We start from the raw sequence: 15,774 nt of genomic DNA on the forward strand, positions 1-15,774 counted from the left end.
GCCATCATTCCAAGACGCTCGGATTCAGAAATACCCGACAAGAAAAATTCATCGGCAATGACGCCGCTCGATTTGAAGGATATTATGCATGTTCAGAGCCTTAAATCGCCTTGTCGCGCAGCACCGGGCTTGCGTCTTGGAAGACCTGCGATAAGCTGAAGGCGCGCCATCGATGCATGGCGCCGAGGCGTGAGAACCTCGTGCGAGATGAAATCGATCCGCCATCGTGCGGCCGGGTGGCCGACGCGCATGTCCAAGCCGTTCGCGGCCAAAGGCGTTGGCGCATGTGCTCGTGCATGTTCTCAACACCCGGCTTTCGCCGGCATCGCCTCGCCAGACGCGAGGAGATGCGATCGATGCGATCCACAGCCGGGATCGGCGCACTGCGCCGCATGCCATGCGGCCTGCGCTAGGAGCAGCCCGCTTGTCGCTCGACGAAGGCGAGCCGCTGCCGCCGGCGCATGATCGCGTGACATCGATGGCGCCGACCATCGAGGAAATGTACCGGGCCGAAAGGCCACGGCTCCTGCGCTTCCTCGATCGCCGCGCCCCTGACGACCGCGCCGAGGAGATCGTCCAGCAGGTCTTCACTCGTCTCATCGCGCGCGCGCAGACCGATGCCGTCGCTATCCATTCGCCCGGAGCCTATCTGCGCGAGGCCGCGCACAATCTCCTGCGCGATCACGCCCGCACCGCTGCTCGCAATCACCAGTCGCAGCATGTGCCGATCGACGATGTCGAAATTGGCAGCGGGGATCCTGTAGCCGCGTTGGAGGCGCGCGACCGCCTTGCCCGTATCGAACAGGCCGTTCTGCGCCTCAAGCCACTGACCCGGCAAATATTTCTCGCTTGCCGCCTTGATGGCTATAGTTACGCCGAAATCGCGGAACAGACGGGATTGAGCGTGCGAGGCGTAGAAAAGCAGATGAGCCGGGCGATCAAGCAACTTGGGCGGCACCTGAGCGATCATGGCTGACGAAGTCCGTGCCATTCCGCGTGCTATCCAGGATGCCGCCGGGGATTGGCTGGCACGTCGGCAGGAACCTGCGAGTCCGGACGTCGAGCGAGCCTTTGCCGTCTGGCTGGATGCCGATCCGCGCCATCGGATCGCCTATGCGCAGGCGGAGCGTCACTGGCAGGATAGCTCGTTGCTGGCCGACAGAGACGTCGGGCGCACGCGAAAGCTGGTTCGTGCGCCATTCTTGATGCGGCACAGCACCCATGTTGCGGCTGCCAGTCTCGGTGTCGTCGTCCTGCTCGGGATCGGCGGTGTCGGCTTGCTGCGATATGGATCGCCTCTCGAGCTGGTTTCCCCAGCGCAGGCTGCGACCTACGAAACCGCGCTGGGCGAAATCAGGACCATATCGCTGGCCGACGGTTCGCAGCTCACGCTCGACACCGCCACGCGCGTGCGTGTCACCCTTTCCGCGAGCGAGCGGAAGGTCTCGCTGGAACGAGGCCGCGCGCGCTTTCGCGTTGCGCCAGACGGCAAGCGCCCCTTCACCGTTACGGTTTCCGGCGGCACTGTCGTTGCACGAAGCACGCTGTTCGACGTCAGCGTGGAAAGGGGAAGTCCCGTGGTGGCTGTGATCGAGGGGCGGGTCGATCTCACCACCACAAGTGACGCAGCCTCCCATCCAGCCCGAACGCTTGCCGCAGGGCAGACCGCAGACCTGGGCAATGCCGGCACGCCCCGTCCTACGCAGGCCGGCGAAACCCAATGGGTATCCGGCATGCTGGCGCTCGATGGCGGCCCGCTTGGTGAGGCCGTCGCCGCCATCAACCGCTACAACCGCATCCAGATACGCCTTGCCGATCCTGAGCTGGCCCGCCTGTCGGTTACCGGCGCCTTCCAGATGCGCAATCCGGACGCGTTCGCCCGGGCCGTGGCGGCGACATTCGGGCTCGGTATCGACCGAACCGATCCGGGCGTGATCCTTCTTCGCCGCGCTCCGTAGGACGTTTCGACCCTTCACTGAAAAATCTGTCGTGGGTTTTCAGAACCCGGCGTCTCCCCGCCAACCAGCCACGACGTGGCCAGGGGGGAGACACAGGGTAATGGTTCGATTTGACGCAAGATATCTGTTCAACAGCATCGCTGCCGTGGCGCTGGTGGCGGGCCCTTCGGTCGCGCGAAGCCAGGACGTAAAGCGCCATTCCTTTGAAGTGCCGGCGCAAGACCTGGGCGCGTCGCTCAAGGCGCTGGCACTTCAATCCGGGGTCACCGTGCTGGTCGACAGCAAGGTCGTGGCGGGCAAGCAGGCCCCGGCGCTTCACGGTTCCTACACCGTCGAGGAAGCGCTGCGCATCCTGCTCGACCAATCCGGGCTGGCATACACGCCTGTCGATGGCGGCTTTGCCGTGCGGCAGGCCCGCACAAGCCGTGACGACAGTTCGACAAATGACGGGCAGGATATCGTCGTCACGGGAAGCCGGCTGCGCGGTGCCGCGATTGCTTCGCCGGTCGTCCGGATCGGTCAGGAAGAGATCCTTGATTCCGGCCAGGCTGGGTTGGGCGACGTTGTCCGCCGTATCCCGCAAAGCTTCGGAGGAGGACAGAACCCCGGCATCGGCATGAATGTTCCCGACGCCAGCGGCGTCGACGTTGGCGGCGGATCATCTATCAATCTGCGCGGCCTTGGCAGCGATGCGACGCTCACGCTGCTCAATGGTCGCCGTCTCGCCTATACGGCAGTTCGGCAGAGCGTCGATGTATCGGGCATCCCGGTGTCGGCGGTCGACCGCATCGAGGTCGTACCGGACGGCGCATCGGCGATCTACGGCTCGGACGCGGTCGCCGGCGTCGCCAACGTCATCCTGCGCCGTGACTATGATGGCCTCGAAACCAGTGCCCGCCTAGCGGGAACGACGGATGGTGGTGACTTCCAGCAGCAATATGGCGCGCTGGCCGGGCGCACATGGGCGTCGGGCGGGTTGTTCGCTGCCTATGAATATGGCAGCAACACTGCGATCCGCGCGAGCCAGCGGTCCTATGCCGCGACCCGCTCCCCGGGGCTCGATCTTTACCCGGCGCTGCGCCATCACAGCGTCGTTGCCAGCGGACACCAGGACTTGGGCGGCGGCCTGAGCTTCTCGGTCGATGGGCTCTACAATATCCGCTGGAGCGACCTGACATTTCCGACGGTGGCAGGTGGCGATCTCGACGTAGGCAAGGCGACCTTCTCGTCGGTCGACAAGTCCTTCGGCATCGCGCCGACCCTTACGCTCGATCTGTCCGGCGGTTGGCAGATTGCGCTTGGCGGCACCTACGGCAGGGAGCGGGTCGACTATCATCAGGTCGAATGTGCTCTGACGGTGTGCAGCGATTCCGGCCCCAGTTTTTATCGCAACACGGCCAAATCGGTCGAGATCAACGCCAGTGGCGACCTCTTCCGCCTGCCCGGCGGGACCGCCAAGATCGCCATTGGCGGCGGCTATCGTGACATTGGCTTCGAGCGGTTCGTTGGGACGGGGAGCGCGGTCAATACCCTCGCGTCTCAGGACAATCTATTTGCTTTCGGGGAATTGAGCCTCCCCCTAATCGGCCCGGACCAGAATGTGCCGCTCATGACCAAGGTCGATGCCAGTGCCGCCTTGCGCTATGAGCGCTACCCCGGCATCGGCGACGTCGCCACGCCAAAGCTCGGTCTGTCATGGGCGATGACGCCTGATATCAGCATCAAGGGAAGCTGGGGAAAATCCTTCCGCGCGCCCACGCTTTATCAGCAATATCAGCCCCGCGCGGTCTACCTGTTTCCTCCCGCAGCGCTGGGTGCGACGGGGACATCCGCAAGCGCGGGGGCCATTCTCATCCTCGGTGGCAATCCTGATCTCACGCCGGAAAAGGCGACAACCTGGTCGACCACGCTTGCCCTGCATCCGCGCGCATTGCCGGGCGCGAGCCTCGAGGTCAGCTATTTCAGCGTCCGCTATCGCGACCGGATCGTATCCCCGATCACCTTGCTGGCCCAGGCCTTGAGCAATCCCATCTACCGCGACCAGATCATCTTCAACCCGAGCGCTACTCAACAGGCGGCCGCCATCGCCAGTGCTGGCACCTTCCTCAACATCACCGGCGTGCCCTATGATCCGGCGAACGTCGTCGCGATTGTCGACAATGCCAATCTCAATGCCGGCCGGCAGCGCGCGAGGGGCGTCGATGTGCTGGCGAGCTACAATGCCGCAATTGCGCCAGACCAGCGACTGCGCCTGTCGCTCGACATCGCCTATCTCGAAAGCGGCCAGCAACTCAGCGCTGGTCAGCCCACCTATGAGCTCGCCGGCACGATCTTCAATCCGCCCCATTGGCGAGGACAGGCTGCGGCCGCCTGGACTGGTGGCAACCTCACTCTGGCGGCCAACGCCAATTACACTGGAGGTGTCAGCGATACGCGATCGACGCCAGCCGTACACATCAAGGCGATGACCACGCTTGATCTCACCGCACGCTACCGGGTCGATACCGAGGCACCGCTCGGGGGTCTCGAGTTCAGCCTGTCGGTCCTGAACCTGTTCAACGACAAGCCCGACCCGATCGCGACTTCGATACCCTACGACACGCCTTACGACTCGACTAATTATTCTCCGGTCGGCCGCATGATCGCCTTCGGGATCACCCGGCAGTGGTGAGCGCCAATATCAGGGGCTGGCTCGGCCTTGCGGTCTTGTGCCTGCTGTTTCCCGCCACGGCGAGGGCGAACTGCGAAGACGTGCTGCCGGCGAATGAGCCGTCGGGTACCGTGAAACGCGACCTTACGGCAGCGGACCTCATCCAGCTGCGCGAGATCGGCGATCCCGATTCTGCGGTATTCAATGGCCCGAGCCCCTTCGCGGTCTCGCCGGACGGCAGCCGTATCGCTTATATCATCAACCGCGCGGATCTCGCGAAGAACAGCTATTGCCGCGCACTAGTCGTCGGCGGACTGACGGGTGTCGGCTCACCGGATATTGTCGATCGGGGCGGCGAACTCATCAAGATCATGGACGTGCAGCGCGGCTTTTACCTGCCGAGCGGCGCAACGCGCACCATCGTTCCGTCCTGGTCACCTGACGGGCGCACCCTAGCCTATCTGCGGCGCGACCATGGCGTGACGCAAGCATGGGTGGCGCAGGCGGACGGCGGCGGCGCGCGCGCCATCACGCGCTCGGACGTCGATGTCGAAGCCGTGGCCTGGAGCGAGGATGGGACCCGGCTGCTCTATGGCACGCGCAAGGGAGCGGCGGCCGTGCGGGAGGAGCTTGATCGCGAGGGCCAGTCAGGGTGGCTGTACGACCGCAGAGTCTCGCCCGAGATTTCCGCACGGCCGCTCACCCCGGCCACCGAAGCGCTGGACGTCAGCGCCGTCGATTTGCGTACTGGCGCGGTCATGCCTGCAGATGCCGCAGAGCAATCGGCAGTCGAACGCGCCGCTCCTGCCGACATGCCGGTGGATCCTGAAGCCATCGGTGCTGACGGCCGCAAGGCGCATCTCGAGCGTTCGAACACTTCGCCACTGACGCCCGCGAGGCTCGTTGTCACGAACGGCGACAGCAGTCGGCGCTGCGACGCCGAGGCCTGTGCGGGCGGAATCGTCTCCCTTTGGTGGCGAGGCGCATCGGTACTCATTCTGCGCCGGGAAGGTTGGGCCAAGGAAGCGATGGCGCTCTATCGCTGGCGACCCGGCGCAGCCCGTCCCACCGCCTTGTTGCGCACAACCGACGTGCTGCACGGCTGCGTAATGGCAGGTACCGAACTGGTCTGTACTCGCGAAGACAGCAGCACGCCGCGCAAGGTGGTTGCCATCGACACCGCGAACGGCCGGATGCGCACCATTTTCGATCCCAATCCTGAATTTGCCGGCATTCGCCTGGGTTCTGTCACTCGGCTCAGATGGCGCAACGATCTTGGACTGGAAGCATGGGGTGACTTGGTCCTGCCGCCAGGGCACAAGCCCGGAGAGAAACTGCCGATGGTCGTCGTGCAATATCATAGTGACGGCTTCCTGCGCGGTGGCACCGGCGACGATTATCCGATCTTCCTGCTCGCCCAGCGCGGCATCGCCGTCCTCAGTACCGAGCGGCCCAATTTCTTTGCCGCAGCCTTTCCCCAGCTCAAGACCTGGTATGAGATCAATGCCGCCAACCAGAAGGACTGGGGTGAACGCCGCAGTCTGCTGTCATCGATCCTCACCGGCGTGCGCATGGCAGTTGATCGTAGCGACATCGATCCAGCGCGCGTGGGCATCACGGGCCTGAGTGACGGCGCTTCGACCGTTGCCTTCGCCTTGATCAACTCGAAAGCCTTCGCAGCCGCAGCGCTCAGCACCTGTTGCATGGAACCCAACACTACAGCCACCTATGGCGGCATCGCCTGGGCAGAGTGGCTGCGCGGCATGGGCTATCCGCCCGCCACCCAAGACAATCCAGGCTTCTGGCGCGACATGTCGCTGGCCCGCAATGCTGCCCGGATCGATACGCCGCTTCTCATGCAACTCGCCGACAATGAGTTCCGGCTGGCGCTCGAAGCCTTCGGCGCCCTGCATGAGCAGAGCAAGCCAGTGGAGATGTATGTCTATCCCGACGAATTCCACGTGAAATGGCAGCCCATCCATCGGCGAGCCGTCTATGAGCGTAACCTGGACTGGTTCTCCTTCTGGCTGCAGGGACGGGAGGATCCGGATGCCGCAAAGATCGCGCAGTATCGCCGGTGGCGCGCAATGCGATCCGGTGAGCAGCCCTCACCTGAGCCGGTTCCAGTCCGCTAGTTTACTGATATCCGTCCGACCTAGCGAGGGCAGAAAATCGAATGGGCATCCGTGTCTGAAGGAAATCATATGACTGCGCCCGACCAGTTGGTCGTTCACCAGAAACGCCGTAAGCGTGGCCTGAGGGCCGCGGTTCAAGCGGCTTCGGCGATTATCTGATTATCTGGCTGCCAGTTCCACGGCATGAGTTCGTCCCAGCGGGCAGCAGGCCATCCGCCGGCGATCTTGGCGATGACGTCGGCGATATAGGCCTGTGGTTCGAGGCCATTGAGTTTGGCGCTCTCGATAACGGAATAGACGGCAGCGGCGCGATCGCCGCCTGCTTTTGATCCGGCAAACAGCCAGTTTTTGCGGCCCAGGGCGACACAGCGCATGGCGCGCTCTGCAATATTGTTGTCGATCTCGAGACGGCCATCTTCAAGGAAGCGCGTCAGCGCGACCCAGCGTTTGCGGCCATAGGCAATCGCCTTGGCCATCTCGGACTTGGGCGAAAGACGGCGCAGGGCATTGTCGAGCGCCTGGCGCAGATCGTCGATCAGCGGCTTGGTGCGATGCTGTCGGCTTCGTCGTCGGATATCGGGCTGATGGCCGCGAACCTCTGCCTCGATCTCATAGAGCTGACCGATACGCTCCAGCAGATCGGTGGTGAGTGGGGTCGGCTTGGTCGCATGAATGTCGAATATCTTGCGCCGGAAATGCGCCCAGCAGGCGACCTCAGTGACACGGTTCGTGTCGTAGAGCTTGTCATAGCCGGCATAGCCATCGGCCTGCAGATAGCCGTTGAAGTTGGCTAGCTGCCGCTGGGGATGCGCGCCGGTGCGATCGGTGGTGAACTCGTACCAGACCAGCGGCGGTGTGATAGCACCGGAACCGCGATCATCCACGACATAGGCCCAGAGCCTGCCGGTCGCCGTCTTGCCCCGCCCCGGATCGAGCATGGGGACCGGCGTATCGTCGGTGTGGATCTTTGAAGCGGTCAAGCCGACCTCGCGGATACGACTGATGATCGGGTCGAGCAGCACGGATGCCTGGCCGACCCATCCTGCCAGCGTCGATCGATTGATCTCGATGCCCTGCGCGGCCATAATCTCAGCCTGGCGGTACAGCGGAAGGTGATGGTCGAACTTGGAGACGACGACATGGGCCAGCGTGCCGAATGTCGCCTTGCCCCGGGCTATCGCCTTTACCGGCGCGGGCGCCTGCACGATCTTCTCGCAGGCCCGGCAGCTATACTTGGGACGGATGGTCCGAACGACGCGCCATTGCACCGGCACGGCATCGAGCATCTCGTCGCTGTCCTGCCCCAGTGGCCGCAGCGCACCGCCGCAGTCGGGACAGGTGCAGTTACCCTGCTCAGGCTCGATCCGCTGTTCCTCGCGCGGCAGATGAGCTGGCAGCGTCCGAACCGGCGATGGCCGATCGACGACTACCGGATCGCCTCGACGCACGGCGGCGACAATGGCCTCGCCTTCGAGCTCTTCAAGGGCCAGCTCAAGCTGGGCAATCTGGGTATCGAGCTTCTCGGACGACTTGCCGAACTGCATCCGCTTGAGGCGCGCAATCTGCACGCGCAGCGTATCGATCAGGATATCGCGGGCGGAAATATCGGCGTGCGCAACCGCCAATGCGGCTTCAAGCTCGGCGATCCGAGCGTCTTTATCAGGGGTGGAAAGGCCTGCGTCCGACACTGCGATTATATAGCAGATCGGTGGTCGCAATGCTAATAAAAGCGCCAGAAAATGGGCGTTTTACCCGGCCAATGAAGGGGTAAAAGTGCGTTCCGGTCGCCGCCAATCGATGCCTTCCAATAGCATTGAAAGCTGCGCCGCCGTCATCACCACCGACCCCGTCTTGGTCGACGGCCATACGAAGCGTCCCCGGTCCATCCGCTTCGAAAACAGGCACATGCCCTGGCCGTCGTACCAAAGCAGCTTCACCAGATCGCCGCGCTTGCCCCGAAAGGCGAACAGCGCACCGGAATGTGGGCTCTGCTCCAGAACCTGCTGCGTCATTACCGCCAGGCCATCGAAACCCTTACGCATGTCGGTCGCACCGCAGGCCAGGAAGATCCGCGTCGATGGCGGCAGCGGGATCATCGTGCCAGCGCGCCGATCACCCGCAACAGGGCATCGGCATCAACTGCGGCATCCACGGTCACCCTGATGCCCGAAGGCAGTTCGATCCCGATCAAGCCGGGGACGAGCGGTGCAATGGGAGCAGGCAACGCGGGCGGCTCGCCGACCTGGACCTCGGCAAAGGCTGGCTCGGCCAGCTTGCGAACCCCGGCAAGCTCACCGGACATAGCCTGGCGCCGCCAGGTGTAGATCGAGCCGCTGCCGACGTCGTGGCGCTCACAGGCCGTCCGCACGCAACCGTCGGGGCCGAATGCATCCCGCAATACGGCCAGCTTCTGTTCTACTGTCCAGCGTCGACGGCCCGACACCCTGCTAACGACCTCGATCCGACTACTCATACGATTACTCGTATGAGTAGTCGCCCGTTCGCTTGCTGAATCCTCGATCTCGTCAGACACCCGCCACCTCGCTCAAAGAGCGGCAATCATCGCGGCGAATGGGCACCGCGCAAGGCGGCCCTCAGGCCCCGCTTACGAAACGCCGAGGATGTCTGGATCTGACAGAACCGGTCATTTAAGGGATGGGCCGATCCGCGAGCATCACCGATAGCCCCCTGCGATTGGTTAAAGTCTTCTCAGAAAAGGTTGCAGCGATCGTGGCCGGCACGGAGACCGCGCCTTACTTCACCTGATCACTCAGCGCATCCGGCCCTGGGCGGCTTCGCGCGGCGTCAGTTCGAGCGTGCCTTCGCCGTCAATGTTCTGCCATGCGCGTTGCCGCGACGCACTTTTCGCGGCGCCAGGCGGAGTGACACACCAGAAATGGTGCAGGTTCGGGCTGGCGCGTTCGCCTAATGCGTCGGTGACGATGCAGATCCGATAGCTCCCCTTGAGGAACTTCCCGCGTTCCTCGAGGCGTATCTTGTCAAACTCGTTGAAGGTGAAGTCCGCTACAACCTCGCTGCCGGATCGGCCCTTCACCTCGATGCAAAGCGTCGCGTCGCCTCTTACGGCGACGAGGTCATATCCCAGCTTCGTCGCCGAGACGTCTTCAACCTTGTAGCCGAGCCCCTTGAAATGGTCGGTCACGATCCGCATCGCGGCATCTTCAATCTCCTTGCGCCGCTCCGGATCGAGTTGGAAGCGATTGCCCTTGCTTCCGGACTTCGGCGAGACCGCCTCTGCGAGCGGCAATGCTTTCCCGGTCTCGATGAAATGACGCATGCGGCGCGCGATCTCGGGCCCGACCTCCGCCTGCCGTTCGGGAAAATAGACGGGGCTCTGGCCGGGAATTCCCTTGTCGCCCTTCTTGCGCGGTGGAATCCAAAGCACGCGCTCCTCTGGCGCGAGCAGCCGGCAATCCTTCTCGTCCGCCTCGACCTGGAACGACAGCGTGTGCGGCTCGCGGGAGTACGGATCGCGGTAGGTCCTCGCCCGCTTCAGCGCGCCGTTGGGCTGCTGGCGATCACGATAGACCGTTGCGTTGTCGTACCACCCGACGACGATCCTCCCTCGACGGGGCGACGGATCCGGCGCGGTCCAGACGACCAGCACGTGGTCGATGGCGTCGCTCGTGGGGGTGGTCCCGAGTTTCTCGATGTGAATCGAGTTCTCAAGCACTTCGACATGACCATAGCAGCGACCGGAGGTCGGTTTGAAATTCAGAACCTCCCCGCCCCATCCATGCTCCGCCGCCCATTTGAAGCCGCCCGCATAGAAGCCTTCTAGGCTGCCATCATAGTCATTGAGATGGATGCCATGCAGCACGACCAACGGACGGTTCATTGGGTCACCTTCATCTTACGATTGCACAAACCGGGATCTTGGCCGAACACGCCCATCTGGACCGGACTAGGCTGCGGCGAGCAGCGCCGTCTCCTCCTTGAAGACGAAACGGCGTGGCACGCAGATGCTGTCGCGCCGCGGCCCTCGCGATAGCTCCAGCGTCAGCAGGCTGTCGTCCGGAAAGGCCGGGCTGAGCTCGAGCTTCAGATACTCGAAAAGCTGCCGATCATGGACCGCGATCATCATCTGCCGGCCGTGCTCCTTCGAAAGCGTCCTGAGGAGCGCTGCGAAATGGGCGATATGGACGTCGTCCATCGACTGCACCGGATCGTCGAGGATCAGCCATGGCAGATCCTTGGGGACAGCGAGATGGAGCGCGATGAAGAGCGTCAGCGCAGCGGTGTTGAGATTGCCTGAGCTGAGCATCGCACCAGGCGTCCCGCCCGCACTGCCACCGTCACGATGCTCGGTGATCAGCTTTGGCTGCAGCTTCTGGGTCGAGGCGTCCGGGATCCGAAATGCCGGGACGAAGGGCTCGCCAGGCGCCAACCGCACGAATAGGTCTCGCCAGACGCGGTTGAGACGGTCATTGAACTCCCGCCGGATGATCGCCGATCGAACCGTGTCGACGGCACCGCGTATCGCATTGCCTTGGTCGCGCAGCTTCTGCGCACGCTCCAGCGCTTCTTCCGCCCGCTGGAAGGATGCAAAATCTTCCGTGATCCGATCATCGCTGACCTTGCGGCGCGCCGCTGCCGACCTGATGCTCGCAATATGGTCGCCGCCCCTGCGCCGTAGCGAGAGCCGGTTCTCCAAAGCCGTCGACTGTGTCGAGAGCAGCGCCTCCAGTCGGGCCATCCCCGCCGAGAAGGTTTCGCCCTCTGCGAGTCCCTCGGCGCCGATTGAGCGCGCAAAGTCGCTGAGAGTCTCTCGTGCCGCCGAGAGCGCGACGTTGCGCGACTGTGCGGTGCTTACCGAACGTCGTGCCGCAATGTCAGCCGCCCTTAGCCGGCCACCTTCGCGGAAAATCTCGCCGAGGCCGTCGACCTCGCTGATGAGCGCCCCGAGCAGCGCGACCCTGCGATCGAGCGCAGCAAGTGCCTCCGCATCCGGCTTGCGCGCCGCGATGGCTTCGATCTCGCGATCCAGTCGCTCGATGGTGACCTGCACCTCGCCTCGCGTCCGGCCGAGCACAAGCAATCGCTCTGCCGACGCGGACAGTGTCCGAACCTTGTGATGGACGTGCTCGCTTAGCGGCAGCTTGCCGACTTCGCTGAAATCGCGATCGCAGACTGGGCAGGTCTCGTCGGTGATGAAGGACGTGAGCTCGGCGAGCACCGAACCCAAGCTTCCCGCCGTGCTGGAGAGACGCCCGACCTCTTGGTCGATCGTATCGCGCTGGCGTTGCGCAACGTCCCGCTCGCTCTGCGCCGCGACCTCGCGCTCGAAGTCGATCCGGGCCTGATCCGCGCGATCGGACGCTTGCTTCTGTTCAGTGCGAAGACGCGTCAATGCTGCATCGAGAAGCTGCTCCGGGTCGCTCGGCAGCGATAGGTCAGGAAGCAGCGCCTCGACACGGGCGCGAATGTCGCTGGCCTTTCCGCCATGCTCGGCCTCCCAGCGCGCATAAGCCTCGCTTGCCTCGTCGCCTGCGGCGTTCTCGCCGCTCCCATCGCTGGTGCTGCCGGCCGCGCTGATCTCGCGCTGGATAGCACCTAGCCGGCGCTGCTGATCCGTGAGCGTGTCGAAGCTCTTGTTATCGGACTCGTCGTTGAGCGCCGCCTCGACCGTGTCCAACGTCTCCTCGGAGACCTCGATTGTCAGCCCGAGTTCAGTGCACAGCGTACGAAGCTCATTCAAGGCGGCGGCGATCTGCTGAACAACGCCATTGCGGGTCGTGCGCTGATCCGAGAGCAGCCGGTCGAGGCGCGACTTCTCATTCTCGGCCGCCAGCCATCCATCGACCGTCTTGCGGACGTTTCGGACATCGGCGAGCGGCTTGAGCCCAGCCTCGAGTGCGTCGAGGCGATCGAGTCCAAGCAGCTTGCCCACGAATTGCGAGAGCGGGGAACTCGCGTCGCTTCCGGCATCCTGATAGATTTGCAGAAGCTGACCGAGCAGCGATTGCGGCAGGAAGGAGCGCTCCCGGAAAAACTTCGCCTGCTCGGTGCCGAGCGCCGCGACGGAGCTTGCGCCAGCGTCGGTCAGGAGCGCTTCGTAGTCGCGCTCTGTAGCGCCAAGCGCCGTCCGCAGCAGCACATTGCCCTCGACCGATGAGCGGTGCAGCAATTGCCGCGCATAGCCCTGATCCGCGCGCTCGAGAGACTGGACATGACCGGTAAGCGCAAGCTCGATCGATGAAAGCAGGCTCGTCTTTCCGGCGCCATTCTCGCCGTGGATGAGTACCACCTTAGCGTCGAGCGGCGCGTGGATGTGCCCGCGAATGCTGCGGAAGTTTGTAACGTCCAGGCTCTTGAGCAGGATATCGTTCATGGCTGCGTCTCGCCCGTATCTTGCTGCAACGTTCGCATGATGACGGACGCCACCGCATCGGTCACCGCCTGTTCGCCGTCGATCGAGGCCGACATCGCGGCCTCCAGAAGCTCCTTGTCGGTGCCGGCAGGCAGCGCCCTTATGAGCTGCTCCATTGCCGGACCGGCCCCGTCGGTTGTCCCGCCGGCGGCGGCGGGCAAGGTGAGCGGGAGAAGCACGCGGATTCGGTCGTCGAGCTGCAGTGCGGCGGCTGCATCGGCCGGAATTCCTTGATCATCGAGCGCGACGCCCTCGACCTGTAGCACACGGCATGTCTCCGACAGCGCTTCGATACCCTCAGCCAGAACGGCGCCTGCAAGGATAACCGTCACGACGAACCGCGACGCTGTGACGTCGAGCGCGCGGCTCAGCGCCTCGACACGTTGCCGGACACGCAGGCCATCACGGTCGCCAAAGTCTCCCGTCGTGGTATCGACCAGGAGAATCAGATCCAGCGCACGCCCCTCGATGCCGCGCATTGCACCGGTGAACGCAAATTCGACGCCTGCCACCCTGAACGGAGTAGACAGATCGACATACCGGGCCTTGCGAAGCCGTGCCTGAATGGCCTGAACCAGCGGCGCGCTCACAGCATCATCTCGGCGACGAACTCGCGCTGGAGGCTGACGGCGTCGCTGCAGCGATCAAGCAGCGCGCCCAAGCTTACATGGGTTTCGCCGACATGGCCGGTTCGCCCCGGAGCAGCGCGAACGCGGCGGGCGCTGCTCGCGCCCCCGGCGAGCTGCTGCCAGACATCGTCGGCATGAACTATGATGGCATTGTCATTCGCGAATGCACCGCGGCTCTTGAGTGAGATCGCCTCACTCGCGGATTTCACAAGGAACAGCGGCCGATCGACCCCATCCGGACGCGCGGCGCGCGCGGTCATTGCCCCGGCCTCGAGTTCAGCCGATACCGGCCCGCGCAGCTCCCAAAGACCCTCTGCCCGGCCACCCTGCAGCAGGCCGAGCGCCAGCCCGAGCCGCCCGAGGCCCATGCCGATCGCGTTCTGATCGGCGGCCATGAGGTTAGGGGTCGAGGCGCAAAGCGCTTCGTAGGCGTCGGCGTTCGCCGGCAGAGCGCCGGTCCGGAACATTGCCAGCAAGCGCGACCAGATAGCGATCGCCGTGTTCACGAAAGGAGTCCGACTACGGCCGCCTGGTGGTGGAACCGCCAGATCCGCGATGTCGTCTCTCAGCTCGCCTAGCAAGGGATTGAGCGCGGCGCCGATGGCACCCATGCCCAACGGGGCAAGGGTAAGATCGACCAGATGAGCGAGCTTATCGGTCAGGAGTTTAAGAACTAGTGCGATCAGGACCTTCTCCCCCCAGGCTCGAAGCAGTGTGGCATCATGCATCGCGGAGGGATTATGGTTATAAGCAGCCCCGTAGGACAGCCTAAGGACGTCACGTTGTCCCGGGCGAATGCTATCCTCGCAGAAGATGTGCGCAGGCGCCGCCGGTGCGCTAGGCCACGGCCAGGCGTGTATGGCCTCAGCGCGGGAGAATAGCGTCTGCAAGTTGTTGTCTTGGATGGAGAGGCCCAGCACCATCGTTTTGTGCGAGGTCGCGAGTCCCACCACCGCTTGGCACATCGCGCCAAAATCGTTGGACTGGGGCCACCCCATGATCTGTGTGTAGCTGCCTGTCAGGAAACGCCGGAAGACGGCAGGCTCCCGTGTCGCGTGGACGATGCATCCATGAAATTTTAGCAGCCTTGCACGGCCGGCAGGGCCTCTTAGCTGGTTCGGATCCACGACGACCTGCAGCATACCGGGGACGCCGCCGGTCAGACGCTCGACGGCCGCCTCGATGAAGCCGTCCCAGTTCGCCGAGGCGATCGCCTGGACCGCACCTTCGAGGATGAGGATGGCGATGCACAGATGCTCGGCCGCAGGAGGCGCGGGATTGGCGAACGCTTCTCGAACGTCGATCGCGTCCCACAAGATGAAATCCGGCGGCATACCCGCGATCGGAATATCCAGCACACGAGAGTATTGGTTCCAGAGCCCCTTGATGATGGCATCATGCTCCGGCCACGCCGACAGGGGCTGGTCAATCTGGGCCAGAACGGTCGCGGGATCGATATTGACCAATCCCAAGGCCTCTTCGAGCGCCGGCATATAGGCGGCAGTAGTCAAGGGATTTGCTGCACGCTCCCGCAGATAGTCGAAAGCCTTCTCGATGAGACTGCCGAGGCTGGGCGCCTGGTGCGAAATGCCAGACCCGACCCACAAGGCAAACTCCCCATTCTCGACCGCCTCCGCGACAGCCGCGAACTCGGCTTCGAACTTTGCAAGTACCTCGCGCACGGTGATTAGGTTGGCCGTCGGTGCCAGCGCCACGCAGTTCCACTCCCCCGAATGTGTTGCCCTTGCACTACAGCATTATTGTCCTTCGACACGTTGTCCAGCATGAGATTAAAATCCGATAGAATGGACCGAAATAACGCCCTGGGAGAGGTGCTGCTAAGGTCATCGAAAACTCGCAAATTCGACGACCGCTTGCGACCAGAGCACGAACCCGCTTCGCGGGAGGGTCGCTTGGGGCGAGGTAGCGTAGTATTGTTCAGGCTTTGCGAGCGGCGATGTCGCCTTGCGACCGTGGAGTTCCTTCAACGCAAAGGAACTCACCATGGATA

Annotated in this window: 11 protein-coding genes; 4 read left to right on the plus strand and 7 right to left on the minus strand. The window is 63.5% G+C overall.

What is annotated here, in order from left to right; genetic code table 11:
- Window positions 1–499 precede the first annotated feature (499 nt).
- From FMM79_RS15525 to FMM79_RS15540, 4 genes are all read left to right on the plus strand, one after another.
- Window positions 500–976 carry an RNA polymerase sigma factor gene (locus FMM79_RS15525; protein ID WP_240339243.1) on the plus strand — a complete coding sequence of 159 codons (477 nt, stop codon included), beginning with the start codon at window positions 500–502 and terminating at the stop codon, window positions 974–976.
- On the plus strand, window positions 969–1,958 hold the full coding sequence (locus FMM79_RS15530) for a FecR domain-containing protein (protein ID WP_148628359.1): 990 nt from the start codon (window positions 969–971) through the stop codon (window positions 1,956–1,958). Before FMM79_RS15525 ends, FMM79_RS15530 begins: the two co-directional genes overlap by 8 nt.
- 100 nt (window positions 1,959–2,058) lie before the next feature.
- Complete coding sequence (locus FMM79_RS15535; RefSeq protein WP_148628360.1) at window positions 2,059–4,629, plus strand: TonB-dependent receptor; 2,571 nt, start codon at window positions 2,059–2,061, stop codon at window positions 4,627–4,629.
- The gene (locus FMM79_RS15540; RefSeq protein WP_162528527.1) at window positions 4,626–6,743 is read left to right on the plus strand and encodes an Atxe2 family lasso peptide isopeptidase; all 2,118 of its coding nucleotides are present in this window, start codon (window positions 4,626–4,628) and stop codon (window positions 6,741–6,743) included. Before FMM79_RS15535 ends, FMM79_RS15540 begins: the two co-directional genes overlap by 4 nt.
- Window positions 6,744–6,877: 134 nt before the next feature.
- Here the strand turns inward: FMM79_RS15540 and FMM79_RS15545 are convergent, their stop codons facing one another.
- From FMM79_RS15545 to FMM79_RS15575, 7 genes are all read right to left on the minus strand, one after another.
- Window positions 6,878–8,461 (minus strand): IS66 family transposase, encoded by a 1,584-nt coding sequence (locus FMM79_RS15545; RefSeq protein WP_371710932.1) that lies wholly within the window; start codon window positions 8,459–8,461, stop codon window positions 6,878–6,880.
- A gap of 30 nt (window positions 8,462–8,491) precedes the next feature.
- A complete protein-coding gene (gene tnpB, locus FMM79_RS15550; RefSeq protein WP_006957496.1) occupies window positions 8,492–8,839 on the minus strand; it encodes an IS66 family insertion sequence element accessory protein TnpB in 348 nt (115 codons plus the stop codon).
- Window positions 8,836–9,216, minus strand: coding sequence for a transposase (locus tag FMM79_RS15555; RefSeq protein ID WP_148628376.1), 381 nt, complete (start codon window positions 9,214–9,216; stop codon window positions 8,836–8,838). The genes tnpB and FMM79_RS15555 overlap by 4 nt, the downstream gene beginning before the upstream one ends.
- A 297-nt stretch (window positions 9,217–9,513) precedes the next feature.
- Window positions 9,514–10,602, minus strand: coding sequence for a protein NO VEIN domain-containing protein (locus FMM79_RS15560; protein ID WP_148628362.1), 1,089 nt, complete (start codon window positions 10,600–10,602; stop codon window positions 9,514–9,516).
- A gap of 66 nt (window positions 10,603–10,668) precedes the next feature.
- On the minus strand, window positions 10,669–13,095 hold the full coding sequence (locus FMM79_RS15565) for an AAA family ATPase (RefSeq protein ID WP_148628363.1): 2,427 nt from the start codon (window positions 13,093–13,095) through the stop codon (window positions 10,669–10,671).
- Window positions 13,092–13,724 carry a hypothetical protein gene (locus tag FMM79_RS15570; protein WP_148628364.1) on the minus strand — a complete coding sequence of 211 codons (633 nt, stop codon included), beginning with the start codon at window positions 13,722–13,724 and terminating at the stop codon, window positions 13,092–13,094. The genes FMM79_RS15565 and FMM79_RS15570 overlap by 4 nt, the downstream gene beginning before the upstream one ends.
- Window positions 13,721–15,478 carry an SIR2 family protein gene (locus FMM79_RS15575; RefSeq protein ID WP_148628365.1) on the minus strand — a complete coding sequence of 586 codons (1,758 nt, stop codon included), beginning with the start codon at window positions 15,476–15,478 and terminating at the stop codon, window positions 13,721–13,723. The genes FMM79_RS15570 and FMM79_RS15575 overlap by 4 nt, the downstream gene beginning before the upstream one ends.
- Window positions 15,479–15,774: the final 296 nt, after the last annotated feature.

Source organism: Novosphingobium sp. BW1 (assembly GCF_008107685.1).
In the GTDB taxonomy this organism is placed as follows: Bacteria; Pseudomonadota; Alphaproteobacteria; order Sphingomonadales; family Sphingomonadaceae; genus Novosphingobium.